The 19,890-nt window shown below is 36.2% G+C and carries 19 protein-coding genes; 2 read left to right on the top strand and 17 right to left on the bottom strand.

From position 1 onward, the window contains the following. Positions 1-38: 38 nt before the first annotated feature. The 17 genes from OCU87_RS12530 to OCU87_RS12610 form a co-directional block, all read right to left on the bottom strand. The gene (locus tag OCU87_RS12530) at positions 39-920 is read right to left on the bottom strand and encodes a glycosyltransferase family 2 protein (protein WP_261857302.1); all 882 of its coding nucleotides are present in this window, start codon (positions 918-920) and stop codon (positions 39-41) included. A gap of 11 nt (positions 921-931) precedes the next feature. Then, entirely contained in the window at positions 932-2,152 is a 1,221-nt protein-coding gene (locus OCU87_RS12535; protein WP_261857303.1) for an O-antigen ligase family protein, read from the bottom strand. A 31-nt stretch (positions 2,153-2,183) separates the two neighbouring features. Beyond that, a complete protein-coding gene (locus OCU87_RS12540) occupies positions 2,184-3,371 on the bottom strand; it encodes a glycosyltransferase family protein (RefSeq protein ID WP_261857304.1) in 1,188 nt (395 codons plus the stop codon). A gap of 8 nt (positions 3,372-3,379) precedes the next feature. Continuing rightward, entirely contained in the window at positions 3,380-4,666 is a 1,287-nt protein-coding gene (locus OCU87_RS12545; protein ID WP_261857305.1) for a CDP-glycerol glycerophosphotransferase family protein, read from the bottom strand. A gap of 29 nt (positions 4,667-4,695) precedes the next feature. Continuing rightward, positions 4,696-6,135, bottom strand: a complete 1,440-nt coding sequence (locus OCU87_RS12550) for a lipopolysaccharide biosynthesis protein (RefSeq protein ID WP_261857306.1) — start codon at positions 6,133-6,135, stop codon at positions 4,696-4,698. Positions 6,136-6,137: 2 nt separating this feature from the next. Further along, positions 6,138-7,235, bottom strand: a complete 1,098-nt coding sequence (locus OCU87_RS12555) for a DegT/DnrJ/EryC1/StrS family aminotransferase (RefSeq protein ID WP_261857307.1) — start codon at positions 7,233-7,235, stop codon at positions 6,138-6,140. Next, positions 7,232-8,161, bottom strand: coding sequence for a hypothetical protein (locus OCU87_RS12560; RefSeq protein WP_261857308.1), 930 nt, complete (start codon positions 8,159-8,161; stop codon positions 7,232-7,234). The genes OCU87_RS12555 and OCU87_RS12560 overlap by 4 nt, the downstream gene beginning before the upstream one ends. Beyond that, the gene (locus tag OCU87_RS12565; RefSeq protein WP_261857309.1) at positions 8,151-8,621 is read right to left on the bottom strand and encodes a GNAT family N-acetyltransferase; all 471 of its coding nucleotides are present in this window, start codon (positions 8,619-8,621) and stop codon (positions 8,151-8,153) included. Before OCU87_RS12565 ends, OCU87_RS12560 begins: the two co-directional genes overlap by 11 nt. Positions 8,622-8,751: 130 nt before the next feature. Then, positions 8,752-9,531: an HAD-IIA family hydrolase gene (locus OCU87_RS12570; protein ID WP_261857310.1), complete on the bottom strand. Its 780-nt coding sequence runs from the start codon at positions 9,529-9,531 to the stop codon at positions 8,752-8,754. Beyond that, a complete protein-coding gene (locus OCU87_RS12575; RefSeq protein WP_261857311.1) occupies positions 9,528-10,235 on the bottom strand; it encodes a phosphocholine cytidylyltransferase family protein in 708 nt (235 codons plus the stop codon). Before OCU87_RS12575 ends, OCU87_RS12570 begins: the two co-directional genes overlap by 4 nt. A 12-nt stretch (positions 10,236-10,247) precedes the next feature. Beyond that, on the bottom strand, positions 10,248-11,279 hold the full coding sequence (locus tag OCU87_RS12580; RefSeq protein ID WP_261857312.1) for an iron-containing alcohol dehydrogenase: 1,032 nt from the start codon (positions 11,277-11,279) through the stop codon (positions 10,248-10,250). A 258-nt stretch (positions 11,280-11,537) separates the two neighbouring features. Further along, positions 11,538-11,942 (bottom strand): sugar 3,4-ketoisomerase, encoded by a 405-nt coding sequence (locus tag OCU87_RS12585; RefSeq protein WP_261857313.1) that lies wholly within the window; start codon positions 11,940-11,942, stop codon positions 11,538-11,540. Between the two features lie 4 nt (positions 11,943-11,946). Further along, the gene (gene rfbA, locus OCU87_RS12590) at positions 11,947-12,822 is read right to left on the bottom strand and encodes a glucose-1-phosphate thymidylyltransferase RfbA (protein ID WP_261857314.1); all 876 of its coding nucleotides are present in this window, start codon (positions 12,820-12,822) and stop codon (positions 11,947-11,949) included. Next, the gene (gene rfbB / locus OCU87_RS12595) at positions 12,822-13,937 is read right to left on the bottom strand and encodes a dTDP-glucose 4,6-dehydratase (protein ID WP_261857315.1); all 1,116 of its coding nucleotides are present in this window, start codon (positions 13,935-13,937) and stop codon (positions 12,822-12,824) included. Before rfbB ends, rfbA begins: the two co-directional genes overlap by 1 nt. Positions 13,938-14,232: 295 nt before the next feature. After that, positions 14,233-16,401 carry a polysaccharide biosynthesis tyrosine autokinase gene (locus OCU87_RS12600; RefSeq protein ID WP_261857316.1) on the bottom strand — a complete coding sequence of 723 codons (2,169 nt, stop codon included), beginning with the start codon at positions 16,399-16,401 and terminating at the stop codon, positions 14,233-14,235. A 123-nt stretch (positions 16,402-16,524) separates the two neighbouring features. Continuing rightward, positions 16,525-16,953: an arsenate reductase/protein-tyrosine-phosphatase family protein gene (locus tag OCU87_RS12605; RefSeq protein ID WP_094957809.1), complete on the bottom strand. Its 429-nt coding sequence runs from the start codon at positions 16,951-16,953 to the stop codon at positions 16,525-16,527. Beyond that, positions 16,953-18,149 (bottom strand): polysaccharide export protein, encoded by a 1,197-nt coding sequence (locus tag OCU87_RS12610; protein WP_094957810.1) that lies wholly within the window; start codon positions 18,147-18,149, stop codon positions 16,953-16,955. The genes OCU87_RS12605 and OCU87_RS12610 overlap by 1 nt, the downstream gene beginning before the upstream one ends. 583 nt (positions 18,150-18,732) lie before the next feature. On the opposite strand from OCU87_RS12610, the gene OCU87_RS12615 reads away from it, so the two are divergent. Beyond that, on the top strand, positions 18,733-19,035 hold the full coding sequence (locus tag OCU87_RS12615; RefSeq protein ID WP_261857317.1) for a hypothetical protein: 303 nt from the start codon (positions 18,733-18,735) through the stop codon (positions 19,033-19,035). Positions 19,036-19,171: 136 nt separating this feature from the next. Beyond that, positions 19,172-19,885, top strand: a complete 714-nt coding sequence (locus OCU87_RS12620) for a YjbF family lipoprotein (protein ID WP_261857318.1) — start codon at positions 19,172-19,174, stop codon at positions 19,883-19,885. Positions 19,886-19,890 lie beyond the last annotated feature (5 nt).

Genomic DNA, 19,890 nt, shown 5'->3' on the forward strand with positions numbered 1-19,890 from the left:
TACAGGTAACAAGAGGAATATAGGTCATTAAAACAAATTTAATACCAAATAAAACCATTGCATTTGCTAATATAACGATAAAAAACCATATCAAACTTATCGTACTTTCCTCTATCTAAAAAAATTTCTTTGCTCGCTCTTAAAAAAAGTTTAACATCCTTTGTTTTTAATAAAAAGAAAAGAGAGCGAACGATGTAGCATGAGACAAAATGATATAATTTCAAATGACGCTTTGCCATTCTAGTTCTATTAACAAAAGCAAGGTAATTTACGAATTTATTACTAAACCTACCATCTGGTGATTTTTTATGTTCGATAATGCAATTGTGCAAATATCTAATTTTATAACCTGCATTAATAATCCTAAAAGATAAGTCAACTTCTTCGAAGCCATAAAGACCAAAATCATCTGGATAATTTCCGGCATTTCTAGCTATATTTACATCAACAGCATGCCCAGCACCTATCATCAAATATGTGTCTTGTGATTCGTTTAAGTTAAACTTCTTATTCTTATGCGGTATTTCAAATCGGTTAGCCTTACCCTTTCCATGATCAAGTATATGGAAAGCGATGCCTCCAACTTTTGCATCCGAAAACTCATCATCAACTCTTGAACAAATAGCAGAAAAATCAGTCACATATATATCATCATCAAGAAGTATCATATGACGTTCACTACATAATTCAATTAACTTCCTTCGCCCCTGAGCTACACCTAGATTCTTATTGAACCAAAAGTACTTAAGAGTCACCCCCTTACAAATATGAGGTTCAACTGCATCTAAGATACAAAAATCTGGATTATTATTCAGTAAGTACACTGTTACTTGGAATTTATCACTCCTTATCTGCTTTAATGTTTCAATAAGCAGATCAGTTCTTGAATAAGAAAGAAGACCAACGGAAATTTTTTTCAAAATAAAAGCCTCTATAATCTTTTATTACAACCAAAAGAAATAAGATAACATGAGAACAACCAAAAATACAAAACAAACGGATAGTTGGTATACATATCATTACCTAATGACATAATAAAAAAACAACCAAAAAACAGTATGTTAAAATAATATAAATCAACATCTATTTTTTTCAATGATTTATTATTGACAAACAGCAACACAAAAAACGAAACAAAAAGACACACCCCGATAAAACCAAACTCTAAAAGCAAGCCTACAAACATATTTTCAGCTAACAAGGTATTCTCATCGCCACCAGCTCGCACAACTCCTAAGCCTAACCCCCAAAAAAACTTAAAGGCAGTGTCCAGATATGATAAAGAAAACATCCAATTGTCGAGTCTAGAATTATTAGAAAGAGTATTCGAATCAAAAGAACTAGTCATCCTTTCTATTACTCTAATATTGTCCAGGTTATCATATAAGTAACCTGCAGAATAAAAAAGAGTGATACATATGATAGGCAACATCAACACAAAGAATCTGACACTACGTTTCAACTCTAAAAATATAATTACAAGTAACATAACGACAAAAGCAAGAAATGCTAAGCGACTTAAAGTGAAAAAATTTACAGCTAAAGAAAGAAAACAGGTCATAAAAAAAATACCGCTATTCACTAATCTCTTTCGATATAGTAAATATCCAGATGAAACAACAAAACAAACGTAGACCCCAAGATTAATAGGATTAAGCATCGTAGATATCAATCTATAACCAACAGGCAATCTAATGTTAGGTATTTCAGATTGTGGAACACCGTATATTTTCTCTATTATACTTGGTTCAAAATACTCAAACACACCTATAAAAACGACCACACATCCTGAGTAAAATAAAGTTTTCACAATCAATAAAAACATACGATCGTATGATAAGTTAGCGGATAGAGCTAGAAAAATAAACGTAAGTAAATATATTAACTGAAATCTTAATCCATCAATTACATTATCGATAGTTGTATATGACACAAGATGAAGCGAAAAATAGAGTACAAAAACAAAAAAGAAATTTAAAGTCGCCCTATTATAAGAATGTTTATTAAAAAAAAGATAAACTAACGATAATAGAAAAAGAATAAAGTTAATGATGTCTTTACCAACACCGAGAGGTGGATGATAAGATAAAGCACTTCCAAATGAAGACAATAAAACAGCAGCGATAAATAACCACTCGACACACTTATTCATAAAAAAACCAAGGCCCACATTTAATCATATATCACCAGTGATAGGCAGAACCAACAAAACGGCGTTTTAGTGACAAAAGTACGTAGTTGAAAGCTCCTCTTAAACCCGTATACAATTTAGCAAAATCTCTGGAATATAGCACTGTAGAATCGGCACAAATCAGAAGCTCTTTAAATACACTACCAGGAGAAAATCGCATCAGTAGAACACTATTCATTTCAACTATTTCAGCTCGGGACAGAGCAAGTTCCTCTATTTTAAGATCTAAACTACCTCCAACATATCTTGAATTAATTGGGCGATCTAACGAAGTTCCAACATCAAATTTTCTATCGGATTCACCTAGCCAACGATACTTGTAATCGCTCAGTTTTTTCTTATCGTATGTAGAATCAATTAACAGAATGGGCACTTCTAAATCAGCTAATGTAAGTGCAGACATACCCATAGCCAAGCCGAAATCATAGCCTTTGACCTTCTCAAACAAAGATGCTCCAAGCAAGCCTGAGTAAAAGTGAATAGTACATTTAGGAAAATTAGCACCAATTAAATCCTCCAAGTCATCTTTCATACAGTCCATATCATCCGTAAATATATCTAATACAAAATTAGAACCAAACTTCGAATAACAATCAATAATAAAGTTTGACAATGGTACATTTTTCCATTTTTCGCATCGTCCAATATAGCATATTTTTCTTGATTGAAAATCATTTCCATTTTTGAATTGTGTTTGGGACAAAGGGGGGGGAATTACAGGGATACTGAAATTGAACTTTTCCTCTGTGTACTCTAACAAATGTTCATCCATAGTTAATAAACCATCTTTTTCTATCATAAACGAGAAAAATCGATTAGCATTACATTTATTAAATATTTTATTGTAACCAGAAAACCAATAAGGATAATACACATCCCAAACTAACACTTTTATATCTATCTTCACCCTAAATGGAAGAATCTTAACAGAGTTATTGAAAATAACGACCACATCATTATCATCATGTTCAAATTCGATACTATCAAATAAATCAGACTTAATTACGACATGTTTAAACTCTATTTTACTGCATAAAAGCCTCTTCACTAATGGACTATTGATATAATCAATAACACCAATATCTACATTACTATTTGAAGCATATTTAACCATTTCATAAATAATCGATTCAATACCACCAATGCTACTATCCTTAGATGGATGTAAAAAATAAATCATAGCTCAATCTACTTGTTAATAATATACTTGTTGATATAATCAAAAATATAATCTGACGGTGTAAAACCATTCTTAAAATACGTATTTTTTATCTGAGAAAGAAAAACCTCACGCTCTTCTTTTTTAGAATCCACCCCCTCAATAACATTCAATAAAAAAGGCTCAATCGCCATATTGCCGGGAACATTCTTACAGCATACGCTGTAACAAGCAAGTCCAAACTTATTCAGATATTCTGTAACATTATTACTTTCTGCCAAATGCATAACAGGCTTATCAACATATAAATACTCAGCTAAAAATGATCCACTATCATGTATCATAGCATCTGACGCCATAAATATATTTTCATATGAACCAAGTTCTAGCTGCTTATTAGGGGAAGTACGCCAGGACTCATAAAATTCATTGATTTTTTTTCTACTCCAAACACCATCAGATAATAAATTACTATAAAGTAAAGGGTGAGGTTTAAAGCACCACTGAGTTTGCTTTTTGTATTTTTCAGCCAATTCAAAAATCAAACTTGCTTGAGAGTAAAAATTAGAAAATTTTAAGTTAGGATCACTTACGGTGTGATGCGGAGCCCAAATGATTTTCTTTTTATTGTCTTCCTGATCTTTCCATACAGATTTAAATATTCGAGATTTATCAAAAAAACATTCAACACCTGGATAGCCTGACACAACAACATTGCTTCCTTTATTAATTGAGTCGCTTTCGAAAATTTCTATTTCTTCAATCTGAGGTGCAAATATTTTCCACATCAAATTATGAAATGGTCTATCATATTGAGCATAATTATTGTCATAGCTAGAAATTTGATGACTGTAAGGTACATAACAACATAACTTCCTAAAAAACAACTTACTATAATATTTTTGTTCTGTTATATCATGAGGGTTGGTAAAAAAAACAATATCGGCCTCATCCAGTAAAACATCAGAGTGCTCTGCTATTTTAACATTAGCGCCTTTGCTCTTAAAGAAATCAAAACATATGTTAACTCTTTTTTCTCTGTCTGTAGCTGAACAATTTGTTATAGGGCAAACTAAGATACTAACATTATACCTTTCATCTAAAATAAAACGCTGATATAAACCTTCACACTTCCAAACACTGCTATCATAAACAAGAAACGTTATATTTACCGTTGTTTTTCCCCTTATTTTAGTTAACAAATGATAGTGACAAAGCCTCGCGATCACTATTTTAAACCTCATTACAACCACTCTAATAAGGCCATACAATGAAGCAGGAAGAAATGTACGAAAAAAAGATTTTAAACCAACCATAATAATCACTATATATTTTAACCAACATTTCATTTCTTAAATTTGTTTTTAAGAAAACATACTACATTACTTAGTTCGCTCTCCCGAAGAATGACTAGGAGTGTAACATAAGACAATATACCGATAATAATTTTCAACCCAAGCCCAATAAAACCAGAGTAACCATCAATTATATCAAGCATACAGAACATAATAATTGATGCTATCAAAGGTTTCATCAGCAACTTCATCTGAAATGTAAATCCAACCCCGAATAACTTGCCTGGATAATACGAATTAATATAAAATGCAATAAAAGTTGAAACAAGATTACCTATAGCCAAATAATATATACCAAATAGTGCGCTTATAACAATAATGCTCAGCGAAATAGGTAATTTAATAAGGTCCGTCTTTAAATATAAATCTGAACGGCCAACAGCATTCAAAACATTCATATTAAGAGCACTTATCGGGGTGAATACTCTTGAAAGAGATAGGATCACTAATAAGTTAATTATTGGCAACCAGTCAGAACCAAGAAATAATAGAGTAAAATCCTCTGCTATACCTGCAAACCCAAACATTACAGGGCAAACAACTAGCATCGTAATTTTTAGCAACCTTGCGTAAAGTTCAACTAAGCGCTCTCTATTGTTTTTAATCTCAGACATTACTGGGAAGCTCACTCCCTGTAAAATCGAGGTAATGGTTCCAGATAGGGTGTTAGTCAAATTTGCACTTTGTGAATAATAGCCAACACTTTTAGTGTCAAAAACTCTACCAATGATGAGTGTATATAAATTATTCGATATAACCGACAATATACCAGCTATCAAGAGCTTGTAACCAAATTTAAATAGCGATATAAACTCATTGAGATCGAATATTAATTTAAACTTCAGCGAACTATAATATCGAAGGGTCAACATTGTCCCAAAAGATCTCACTATGGACATCCAAACTATTGGCGTATAGCTATCTTCACCCATATTTACAAGTAATAAAGCTGTAATACAACCAGATGTATTTCCAATAAATGACGCTTTGGCTATAGATTTGAAATCCATATTTATTGATAGTTTTGCTCGATAAACAACTGATATAGAATTAATTATTAATACTGTAAACAACAGCTGGGATGCTTTCTCTAACTCAGGTAAAGAGTAAAACGAGCTAATATGAGGTGATGCTAAGTATAAAATTACATACATCAACATAGCAATAACTATATTTGATATGAATACAGTCGAATATTGAATAAGCGTTACGTGAACACTTTTTTGTATCAATGCTTGTCCCAAACCGCTTGTAACTATACTTTCAGCTAATAGGAGAAATATTGTCAATATACCTATCAAACCAAAGACTTCAGGACCCAGCCTATTGGCTAAATAGACCGTTACAGCAAGTAAACTGAGCTGATTAACTAGTTTATCAAAAAAGCTCCACGTAACCCCATAGAACAATCGTCTATTAATTGTCTCCATATCTAAAACGCATTAACGACTGAAATCACATTATAAATATCTTCATCAGTTAATCTTGGATCTATTGGGAGACTTACTACTTCTCTATGAATTTGTTCACTAATAGGCAAAGACAGTGAGCACATCTCACTATATGCATCTTGTTTGTGTGGTGCTATAGGGTAGTGAATCCCTGACTGAACACCATTTTCTTGCAAGTAGTTACAAAACTTATCCCGGTTGCCGCATCGAATAACGAACAAATGAAATACATGATTTTTGTCATCAATCCAAGTAGGGAGAGTCAATTTATCATTAAAAATTCCTGCTCTGTACAAATTTGCAATTTCTCGTCTTCTATTCGTTTCTCTTCCTAAATATTTCAATTTAACTCTCAACATCGCAGCTTGAATTTCATCGAGCCTAGAATTAACTCCTTTATATTTATTTTTGTATTTTTCGTGAGATCCATAATTACTTAGAGCCTTGACTATACTAGCTAGGTCTGAATTGTTGGTAACAACTGCTCCAGCATCACCTAGAGCACCCAAATTTTTACCTGGATAAAAACTAAATGCCCCAGCGTTCCCCCAATTACCGGCTTTCCTACCATCTATGCTGGCTCCATGAGCTTGGGCACAATCTTCTAAAACTAATAAACCATTTTGTTCGGCAATTATATTAATCTCCGGCATTGGGCAGATTAACCCATACAAATGTACGGGTAGAATGACTTTTGTTTTTCTTGTTAATGCCGATATTATATTTTTGGGACAAAGGTTATATGTCGTTATATTAGGCTCAACTAACACAGGAACTAAATTATTCTCAGTAATTGCCAATATTGATGCAATAAAGGTGTTAGATGGGACTATCACTTCGTCTCCATCGTTAATTAAACCAAGTTCTTTCCAAGCTCTTAATGTCAACGACAGGGCATCTAATCCGTTAGCAACACCAACTACATGCTTACTTCCGCAGAAAGTTGAAAATTCCGATTCAAATGCTTGTAGCTCTTCTCCTAATATATACCAACCGGAATCAATAACTCTGCAACATGCGTTTTTAAGTTCATCAGCATAACTTTCATTATTTTTTTTAAGATCTAAGAAATTAATCATTTATTGTATACCCATGTTTCTTTTATTGTATTATCACAACCAATCATTTGCTTATAGTCATTTAGACCATCACTTACAACACCATTTTCACTACTTGGTCCAATATCAATATAACGAACTCCCTTCTTTTTATAAAAATCAATCAACTCAAAAGGGAGGTAATACATAACACCATGCTTCTCTCCATATTCATTCCCTCCCCAATAAACCACTTGAACAGTTTCTTGATTAATATGAAAAACAACAGCAGCAGCAGAATCATATCCATTTGTTTTTACAACAAAAAAATCACATTTTGCTACATTTTCAGTTGTGGATTTTATTTGCTCCCAGGTCATTCTTAGTGGGTAACCCTTCGAATCTCGATTTTGTTTTATTATAGTATAAGACTTTTTTTTCTGAGTAATGTCATCAGCATATAAAATTTCATGCTCGTATTTCATACTAGATCTGATAGCCTTCTTAGCTGAAGAACCTAGCTCTTCCATATTATGGTTATGAACATCTATGTGAGAGTTTATATCCCTATGTAATAGGCTAAAACCAGCATCAGATAAAGATATACTATTTTTTGTTATTATTGAATTACCATAAAAATATGGAGGTAGAGTTATACTTATTTTTTCTATTTCCTCATTTTTATTGACGTCATTTATAAGATCAGTATAAAAATTACGTATTTGCTTTATTTTTAAATCCTTACTACCATATCTTATAAAGCTAAAAGGAGCGCTAAACGGTGCTGACATCGTAGTTTCTGACACACCAAAAATCATAGATATCTTTGATGTTGAATGTGCAAATAAATATTTACACTTGGTTGAATTAAATTCATTAAACGCTAAAGAAGAAAATAGAAAGTCATTATCTTTTAATTGGTTTTCATTGACTATTTTCTTATACGAGTTGATATTATCATCTATCAAAATACCGCTCCATAATTATCGCATTTGATTTTAGACTTACTTTGGAAAAGCCATTTTTTTTGTATGATTTTATAGCTCTTACATTATCTAATGATACTGTTAACCATAATCGATTAATTGCCAATTTATATGCTTCAGTTTCAATCAAACTAAAAATCAAACATGACAAACCTTTATTCCAATATGATTTGTCTCCTATATAGCAAAAAAACTCTCCTGAGTCTAAATTTATATTTTTAATTCCGACAGTGCCGATTGCGGTCGTACCATATTTTAACCCCCAGATCTTATAATCATCTCTGTCAGGTAAAGATAAATAGAATTTTTCTTGTTGCTCTTTAGAAAAATCTTCTGATAAAACAAGATTTTTTATTTCAGGATCATTCAGCCATATCCATGATGCATTTAAAAAAACACGGTCGTATGGAACTAGATTCAACTCTTTATCACTAATAGACACTATACAACTACCATTAATTGAGCTTCACTATCAAAATAGCAATTAAATAAATCAAACAAAACACTAGCGTGAACTGGTTATGAACATTCGCCAATAATACTCATATCTAAATTTAAAAGTATAACCAAGTTTAATCATTCACTAATACTTTATCTAAATATACCGATAGTGTATCTTCGACTTTCACATCTAATAGTTCTAACTTCATATCTTGGCCTCGCTCATACTCGCCAGTACAAACTAAAACGGTTTCTGCACCAAGATTTATTCCTATTTGTGCATCGGTGTAGCTGCGGTCACCTGCAACCAATATCGATTTTGAATTTGTCGAAAGTTTCCTAATTAAGGAAGTCATCTCTTCGCTAGGCTTACCAAAATCTTTTATAGGCTCTATACCTGTTGTAAAAGATATTACTTTTGCTATTGAGCCGCAATCTGGTATTGGCCCTTGCTCTGATGGACATGCAAGATCAATATGAGTTATTACCCATGGCACTCCACGATTAATCAAACAACAAGCTTGCTGCAACTTCTTATAAGTTAATTCTCTATCAAAAGCTACAACTACAACCTCCGGTTGGTTCTCGTCATGTTCAACGTCAGATAATAAACAAACTTCATTTATAAAATCATCAGTACCAACAGAAAAAAACTTTTTCACATTTTTTCCAGTTAGCCAATGCGAAAGTGTGATTGTCGGAGAAATCACGCAATTCTTGTGTATTGGTAGATCCAATAACAACAATTTCTCATAATACTTAGACAAAGATACAGAAGTATTATTTGTCATATAATAAATTTCAGTTCCTGAACTCTTTAGCTTATGAAGGCTATTATAAATTCCTGAAATCAGTTTACCATCTACGTAAATAGTTCCATCTAAATCAAAAAATGCATGAGAAAATATCACTTAAATATAGCCTCTGCTTTGTTTAAATCATCATGGTTATCAATTTCAACCCAACCTAGACCATTAAAATCGATAACAGTCACAGGGGTATTCTTCACTACATCATTTATAGCTACTTCATTCCACTTTTGTAGATCTCCGCGATCATGATAGCTACGCATTATATTCAATAATTCATCTGTATCTGATTTAACAAAGTTATATATATCTATTGACGTAAAATTTCCACTCTGTTCAGGGAGTGATTTTGATATTTCGACCACATGATCATTTATCAACATTACCTTCATATTCTCTTCAAAATATTCACTAGAGTCAATTCCGATACAACTACCAACAGAATTCAACATTCTATTTACAACTCCATCTTCATATATACAGTCTGCATTTACAATTACACAATCATTATACTCGACTGCTTCTAGTCCCATTCTACATGATTCCATATTATTAGTTTTGTCATAATCATTGTTTACAACTACTTTAATACTTGAACTTAAATTATCCATTGAAGTGATAATTTGCTCTGAAAAATATCCAGCAACGACCACAATATTATGTTCTTTACTATTATTTAGTATTTGTAAAACTAGCCTTTCTAATAATGGAACACCTGCAACAGGAACTAATGATTTAGGAACGCTTTCAGTAATAGGTCGTAATCGACTGCCTATTCCAGCAGCTAAAATAATAATTGTCTTCATGTTTAATCCTATTTAAATTTCAATTTCAAACTGTCGATATTTAATTAGCAATTCTTTATCAGAAAAATTGTCCATAATAGTACGTCGACCTGGGCGTGTATTTCTTGCGCTATTAAATACTCTAAGCAACAAGTCATCAGACATTACACCATCTAATAATGTCTTATTTATTTGAAACTTTTCAAATAACTGTTTTATTTTTTGAGTATTTTTTCCCTGTAAAAATAAAATAAATAATGTTGCTCTTCCTACTTTTTCACCATGAAGAATTTCTCTTGATATACCCAATTCATCAAATGCATGACTAATAAGATGCTCACTTCCACTACATGGTCTACTGCTACCAGCATAAGCCATTGCCATTGCCGACAATATCTGACCATGTATCACTGCTCTCAAAAATTCAGGTGCGTTTATTTCCCATGATACACAATCTAACAATTGATAAGCAGCAATCCTTGAAAACTGATAGGCAAGAAAATTAAGCTTACTATCTCCATTCTCTGCGGCATGATGCCAATCCGATGTGGCACTTATATTACTAAGTAAATCTAGAGCAGCCGCTACAATGTATTTTTCTGGAGCAGATCGAATTATATCCAAGTCAATAAAAACGTGTTCAGGCATTTTCCCTGGTAAACTACATGTTTTATCACCATCGGTAAGAACTGAAATTGGAGATATCAAACCATCATTTGACACAACTGTCGGGTAAAGAATCAGATTAGCCTGCGTTAGGTAAGATAGCCTTTTGGAAAAGTCACAAACCTTACCACCACCAATTCCTAGTATTGTATACACAGAAGAGTTAATTGTTTTTTCTAGAGTCGCTACTTCATTTAAACTATTACTGTTTACTATAACTATAGTATTTGGCTTTAAGTTGTATTTTTCAATTAAATTTAGAGCTATTTTATGGGAAAAACCAGGACCACAAAGAATGAATAACTCTCCCTTTATAGCTTGATTTAGGTTTGATTCAAAATCATTTGTTCCACTTTCACTGTCAGAAATATCTATACTTACTGGGAAATCAATCTTCATAATAATTTATCACCGAACACTACTATTTTATATAATTGAGAGCTATCATGGCAAACTTTAAACACTTATCGTGAAACGGAAAATTCATGAATTTACTGGAAAAGAGAGACTTGTAAAAAGCCACAATTTCGCTTATTGATCTCTAACTGATTTATTCTCTTCCTGCGCTTTTCTTTCTGGCTGCAAGAGGCACAGCCGCGATAATGCAACTTATATCGAATATGTATAATACGTTTGCTCGAGATGATCTAACTTACTCTAAATATTACTTAAAACTGCAGATTTGAACTCATCATAATTCCTAATATAATCATCTTCATCATATTCTGAGTCTGCTATAACCAATAAAATACAATCTTCGCTGAACTGATACATTTCGCGCCATATAAATGATTCAATTAAAAGTCCTTTCTCTGCACTATCCAGTAGTAGATCTACTTTTTCACTCCCGTTATCGAGAATAAACCTACATGAACCTTTTAAAACAACTGCTATCTGTTTTAATTTTTTGTGGGCATGGAAACCTCTGTGCACACCACTTTTAGTATCGAAAATATAATAAATTCGTCTTACATCAAAAGGGATATTTTTGTTTCTTTCAATACTAACCAATGAACCACGCTGATCTCCGTGACTTTGAAAGTTTATAAAATTAACATCCATAGATTCAATCCTCAAGTTCATCGCACAGACTTTTTAAATATTTACCATAATCATTTTTAAGCATTGGTTGACATATAACTTTCAATTCATCGGGTGTGAGCCAATTATTTTTCAGCGCTATTTCTTCTAAGCACGCAACTTTCAAACCTTGCACATGCTCTATTGTCTGGACAAAACTAGATGCTTCGTGCAGACTTTCATGTGTACCAGTGTCTAACCAGGCAAATCCTCTCCCCAATAGCTCTACATTTAGCGAATTTTCCTCCAAATACATTTGATTTATACTAGTAATCTCAAGCTCACCACGCTCTGAAATCTTTACTTTTTTTGCTTTGCTTACTACAGTAGCATCATAAAAATATAATCCAGTAACCGCATAATTCGATTTTGGCTCAGCAGGCTTCTCTTCAATTGTGAGAACTTGCATATCCGAGTTAAATTCAACGACACCAAACCTCTCTGGATCTTTTACTTGATAGCCAAAAACTGTAGCTCCATATTTCCGACTAGCTGCATTTTCTAGAATTGGAGTAAAACCTTGGCCATAAAAAATATTATCTCCCAAAACCAAACAAACACTATCAGTGCCAATGAAATCCTCACCTATAATAAATGCTTGTGCTAGTCCATCAGGGCTTGGTTGTATTGCATACTCGATATTTATACCAAAATCAGCCCCATCACCTAATAGCCTTTTAAAACTCGCATTATCTTCTGGTGTTGTGATTATTAAAATGTCTCTAATACCCGCTAGCATTAAGGTTGAAATCGGATAAAATATCATTGGTTTATCGTAGATTGGCAATAGTTGTTTTGATACACCACGAGTCAGTGGGTAAAGGCGTGTACCTGAACCACCCGCTAAAACAATCCCTTTCATTATTTACTACCCTTAATTTCTGCTGACTCGACGCCTAAGCGCTCACGTTGATAACTGCCATCTTGGACATTTTTGCACCATTCACTGTTTTCTAAGTACCATTGAACCGTTTTCTTTAGTCCTGTTTCAAAAGTCTCTACTGGCATCCAATCTAACTCACGTTGCATTTTGCTTGAGTCAATCGCATAGCGTCTGTCATGGCCAGGACGGTCTTGCACGTATGTTATTTGCTGCGCATACGCCGTTTCTTTTGGCACTAACGTATCTAAAATTGAGCAAATGGTTTGTACCACTTCCAAGTTTTGCTTCTCGTTGTGGCCACCAATATTGTAGGTCTCACCGACTTTTCCTTTGGTTACTACTTTGTACAGTGCGCGAGCGTGATCTTCTACAAACAGCCAATCACGGATCTGATCGCCTTTCCCATAAATCGGAAGGTCTTTGCCTTCAAGAGCGTTAAGGATCACTAGTGGGATCAGTTTTTCAGGGAAATGATAAGGGCCATAGTTGTTAGAACAGTTGGTCACCATTGTCGGTAAACCATAGGTTCTTAACCACGCGCGTACTAAATGGTCACTTGATGCTTTTGACGCTGAATATGGGCTCGATGGCTCATACGAAGTAGTCTCCAAAAACATCGGCAGCTTTTCATTTGCTGAAGGCTCCGTCCCCGTTTCCACGTCATCTGGGTGTGGAAGGTCACCATAAACTTCATCGGTTGAGATATGGTGGAAACGGAACGCTTGTTTGGCAGAATCATCCAACTGATTCCAATAGTCACGCGTCGCTTCAAGTAGGGTGTACGTACCTACAATATTGGTTTCAATAAACGCAGCGGGTCCTGTAATGGAACGGTCTACATGACTTTCTGCCGCCAAATGCATGACCGCATCAGGTTGATGCTGAGCAAACACACGATCAAGCGCAGTTCTGTCACAAATATTGACTTGCTCAAACGCATAACGATCGCTTGTTTCTACAGCGATAAGTGACTCTAAGTTACCTGCGTATGTCAGGCAATCCACATTCACAACACTGTCTGTTGTGTTCTCAATAATATGACGCACGACTGCAGAGCCGATAAAACCTGCGCCACCGGTAACTAGAATTTTCACTAATTTAAGCCTACTTTGAAATGATAGTATCCATGATGCAAAAGCTTATTTTGCGATGAAGGGGATTTTTCATTGTATTTATTGAAAAGTTGCTCTCAGTTATTCATTTAAGACTGAGACAGATTTATTTCATTTTGAGACAGTCCATTGCGGGCTAGCGCTTGTAAACCTTGGGTTTTGCTTGTTTTTAAGAAAAGGTCCCAATGGGTCCAACTTTTTTTCAGTCATCAAAAATTAATAATCAAAAAGAGAGGTGCATGCAGCACCTCTCTTTTATTACGATCATAGGATCACTTTATTTTTTCGACTCATAACTATAATTATAATAACCATAGTTACCGCCATAATAGCTGCTTGCTTTACGCACTACAGCGTTCAGGATAAAGCCTTTCACTTCGATTCCGTTCTGTTCAAAGCGTTGTTTGGTCACTGCAATTTCTTTCGCTGTATTCTGGCCAAAACGTCCAACCAAGAGTGTTGTACCAGCGTGAGCACCCACAATTGCAGGGTCGGTTACCGCTAGAATTGGCGGTGTATCGACTATTACAATATCGTAATTTTCTGACGCCCAATCAATTAGCTCTTTAAAACGCGGGTGCATTAATAACTCAGACGGGTTAGGTGGTACGTTACCACGGCTAATAAAATCTAAATTCTCAACACCCGGCTGTTTAATTAAGCTTTCAATGCTTGTTTGACCTGACAGAAAATCAGATAAGCCGATTTTATTTACAACGGCTAATTGCTGTTCCATTCGGCCTTTTCGCATATCGGCGTCTATCACCAATACACGTTGACCTGCTTTTGCAACTACTGCAGCCATATTAGCCGAAACAAAAGATTTACCAATACCAGGACTAGGGCCCGAGATCATTAAAATATTGTTTTTCGCTTCCATCATCGCAAAGTGCAAACTGGTACGTAAGCTTCGTAATGCTTCAATAGATAAATCGGCAGGGTTAGAGACGGCAAGCAAGGTTTGCTCAACCGGTAATAGTGTTTTTTTGTTGCCTCGTTTCTTCTCTATCTCTATTTGCCAGTCTGACATAGGCACACTTGCGTATACAGGCAAGCCTAACGCTTCAATGTCATCTGGGTTTTCAACACCACGGTGGAAAGCGGCTTTAAGTAATGCAATCGCAACAGCCAGCATACCACCCAATAAAGTCGCTAAAACGACAATAAGAGGCTTCTTAGGTTTAACTGCTCGGGTGTAAGATTGTGCCACATCTAAAATACGTACATTACCAACAGTACTGGCTTTAACAATATTAAGCTCTTGCACTTTATTTAGTAGCTGAACATAAATCTGTTGGTTAACTTCCACATCTCGCGTCATACGCAGTATTTCACGCTGTGTTTTAGGCAACTTTTGTACTTGTTTATTTAATCGTTCACGTTCGCCTAATAATGTTTGACGTTTTTCAAGTAACGCGCTGTAGGCTGGGTGTTCTTTGGTAAAACGCTGTGAAATTTCACTTTCTTTAAATGTTAGCTCGTTTAACTGCGCTTCTAACTTTACCATTACCTCAAGTGTCGATTTAGCCTCTAAACCAAGATCTATCGAATCATTAGCTTGGCGGAAGCGGTTTAGCTTATCTTCTGCCGTAATCAGCTCCGATTTAATATCAGGTAAATGCTTACGCAAAAACGCCAAGCTATTTTCCGCTTCCGCCGAGTTACGCTCGACATTTTGTAGAAAATAGTTTTGGCTAATATCATTTAAGACATGTTCAATGTCAGCGCGGTTTTCACCGGTTAACGACAGCTGTAAAATGCCCGTTTGTTTACCACGTTCACTTACCGCTAAATCTTGTTGCAGAGCTTGAATGGCATCTAAACGTGATCGCTTGGCGATTGTAAATGTACTTTCATTGTCACCCGTTAACGCCGTTACAAATAAGCGATAATCGCCATTTTGTGCAAGTTCGTTGACTCTGCCCGTTAGCACTTCACGTTCATTGCTATCAACTAAGCTAAATGTACCTAACTCTGAATCCGTAACAATCAAATTAAATACAGGGACTTCAATGTGTTTAGGTATTTCAAAACGCGCGATAGATATAAATGATTCATCACCCGTAATACGAGCTAAGCCTTTACCAATCATTGGCAAATAATTAGGCACAGCAACCGTCGTTAAATTTAACTTATCAACGGTTTTTCCTAGCACCATCCGAGATTTAATAATTTCAATCTCTGTGGTTGCAGATGACTCTTGGGCGAATAATTCACCCATATCACCGAGTGCTGGCATGCCGCTGCTTTTCGTTTCAACTTGCAACAGCGCATCAGCTTTATAAACAGGTGTTGCTAGCAAGGCATAACATACCCCGACAACACTGAAAATAATCGTAACCGCGATAATCATCCAGCGACTATCGACTAAAATACCAAACAGTTTCCCTAAGTCGATTTCATCTGACTCAGGCTGTTTAGGTGGTAAATTTTGAGAAATGCTCATTGTTAATTCCGATAATGAGTATTGTTATAGACAAACACAGAGCAAGCTCTGTGTTTTCATAATGCTTTGTTAATGAAGAGTTCAATACACTTAACTCTTTACTCTTTTATAAATCTTTAATCTTTATAACTTTTTAGCCCAAGCTTTAGCAGCATCATTAATTAATGCATAAGCATGATCAAATGCCTCGCGGCTTTGGCGGTATGGGTCTGGAATATCTTGTTGCCCTATCCATTGGCCGAATAGCATGGTTTTACCGCGCGCCTCAGGTGCGATATTGGCCACTGCGTCGATATGGCCTTTTTCCATCACTAAAATCAGGTCATAGTCACGGCACAAATCACTCGTCACTTGCTGTGCGATATGCCCGTCTAAGCTAACACCATGTTCTTGCGCGACTTGTGCTGCCATTTTATCGGCAGCTTTACCGACCAATGCGCCAACGCCTGCTGAAGCAATTTCTTTTGCCGGCAATAACTTTTTCAGCATGTACTCACCAGACGGTGAGCGGCAAATATTACCCACACATACCACTAAAATTTTATTAAACATTATGGCCATGTCCTTAGACGTAGTGCACCTTCAGTCAAGTTATTAAACCCAGAGATAGTCGGTAATAGTTGTTTTACTACACGGTTCCAACGCGAAATTGGCGCTGCTGTCACATAGACAATATCGTAAGGTTGCAGTTCAAACTCTGTACCTATCACTAATGCAGACGCATCTTTTATATTTAATTGATAGATATTGGCGATAGGCTGTTGGCTAGCAGATTGTTGATTTTCTGCTGACGGCTCACCTTTTAATGCACTTGTATTCTGATTGCCAATCGCGCTACGAATAACAAACACACCAGTTGCATCCGCTTCCAGTTCGTTAATCCCCCCCACACCACTTAACGCCTCGGTTAGGCTCATGCCTGCGCGATCAATTTTAAGTAATTTGGGCTCTTTCACTTCACCCATTACAAATACTTTTTGCGCATCGTTACGGGGAATATGAACAATATCACCAGGTTCTAACAGGCGATTTTGCATTAAATCACCACGTTGCATTAGGGCATGCAGCGAAAGGTTCTGCTCTTCACCATTGCGAGTAAGGGTTACATTACGCCAATCGGCGTCGGTATTTAATCCACCAGCGCGGTTAACGGCGTCAAGTAATGTCAGTGGTACATTCGTTATCGCTTGTTGGCCGGGCTTATTCACTTCACCCGTGATGTAAGTTTTTTGCGAACGAAAAGCCGCAACATTAACATCAACTTGAGGCGTTTCAATAAACTTCGCCAAGCGCGTTGCCATCTCTTTACGAATTTGGGTTACGGTTTTTCCTTCTACTTTGACAAAGCCAATGTAGGGGTAAAAAATGGTGCCATCGGAATGTACCCAGTTACCTGATTCACTCGAACTACGGTATGAACCAGCAGGTATGGTTAATTCAGGGTGATCCCAAATAGTGACATTTAAGATGTCACCAGGGCCGACACGGTACTGATAACGTGCCAATTGCGCATCTAAACTTGGATTTGTTCTAGACGCCGCTTTTGGTGTTTTAAATTGCCCAACAAGCTGCGTTGTTAGTGGGTAAACATTAACGCGGTCGTCAATATTATTTGCATTGTTCGTATCTGTCTGTTCTGGTTCAATAACATTTTTATTATCAAGATTTAAGTGTGAACCAGGTACAGCACAGCCTACCAGCAAGGTGGATGCCATTGCAGTAATGAGTAGCTTCTTTTTAAAATCCATGAGTTCAAATCGTCGTAGTATATGTGAAGGGATTAGCAATAGTTTTTCTGCGCTTGCTGCATAATCAAAGCTGTTGATTACACACGCTACCGCCCTTGGGATGTCAGCCCCCAATCTGCTATCGAAAATGAATCTGCATATTTTATGTCTTCACTTGATCTTGACTAACAGAGCAGCGCTAGACGTTAAACTGCCAATATATACAAGGCTCTCCCACTCTAAGAGCAGCCCTCCATGTATTAAAAAACAGCGGTGTTATTTTACGTAATTTAATTACCAAAATAAAGAGGTATCAGCCCTCCATTTTTGAGCTTGGTCTCAAAATGATGCGATTACTTACATCCATCTGTGCCATAAATCCCCCTCTAGACTGGCAATATTGCATCGAACTTGAAAATAACAGTTTGCTTTAATTTTAATTTTATTTCGTCATTAACGCTTGTCGTGCGACACCTTGTTAATTATTCGTTTTTGAAAGCAATGCAACATTGCTTAACACCGCGTAACCGCATATTATTGCATCAGAAGGTTCCCTTCTTTTGATATTTATTTAGAACGATTTTAGAACAAGTAAGGACAACTTATGAAGAAGACAGCATTGGTAATGCTTGCTGCACTTGCTATGTCTGGTTCAGCAATTGCTGCAACTGAGACTGCAGGTACTGCTGGCGCAACAACAGGCACATCTACAACAGCAGCAACAGCGACTACAACAACAGCCGCAACGGGTACAGCAGCTGGTACAGCTGGTGCAGCTACAGCAGCCGTTGGTGGTGTTACTGCTACCACTATCGCGGTTGGCGTAGCAGCAGCAGTTGCAGTTGTTGCCGTTGCCGATTCAGGCAGCAACAACTCTACAACGTCTGTATCTGCACCTGCAGCATAACCCTGTAATTTGACGGGGTTATTAATATAGCGAACCACACCCTATACCATACCCATCAACCAACTCTATATACTGGGTGGGGATGGTATAGGGTGTGGTTATTTTTATCTATTTATCTAATTTAAGTTGCGCTAGGATGCGAAGATCTCACTTCACAATCCCATTCGGTGGGATTTTTTTATGCCTAACACTGCTCACGGGCTGTAGTCAAAAGTTCCAAGATGTCAACGACACAGCAAAACTGGCCTTATTTGGCGATGACGACACACAGCTTTCAGCCCAAGCTATTAACCAGCTACCTTATGCCAGCATGTATGCGCGTATTGGTGATGGTCCTCAGGCGTTCATGGTATTAGCCTTTGCAGAACAAGATATTGTCTCAAGCTCGCCAACCTCAGCCAATCAACCCAATGCCCCACTATTAAAATGGCTATCAGCCGATCGCGGCTTACTTGTTACTCAAGCTGGACGCATAACAAAAACAACGTCTCTCGCCCAAGGGAACTTAGTGGCGACCACCAGTAAGACTATCGACCCTTTGGCGCTGGGTTTACACAAGGCTTCGACGCCTAAAACTTGGACTCGTACCCTTGATTGGCAACCAGGTTACCATTTTGGTTATACCATCAATTCCGCATTTTCGAGCGGATCCGAGCAAGTCATCGTCATTAACGAGCAGCCTATCGAGAGCTTGTACTTTACTGAAGACGTTAACGTACCAAGCTTAGAGCTGAGCTACCAAAATGAATTTTGGCTAAACCCTATAACGGGTGCCGTTATTAAAAGCCGTCAACAGCTCGCCCCTGGTTTGCCTGTGGTCGAATTTTCAATCTTGAAACCATTTTCTTAAGGGTA

This window comes from Photobacterium sanguinicancri (assembly GCF_024346675.1).
GTDB lineage: Bacteria > Pseudomonadota > Gammaproteobacteria > Enterobacterales > Vibrionaceae > Photobacterium > Photobacterium sanguinicancri.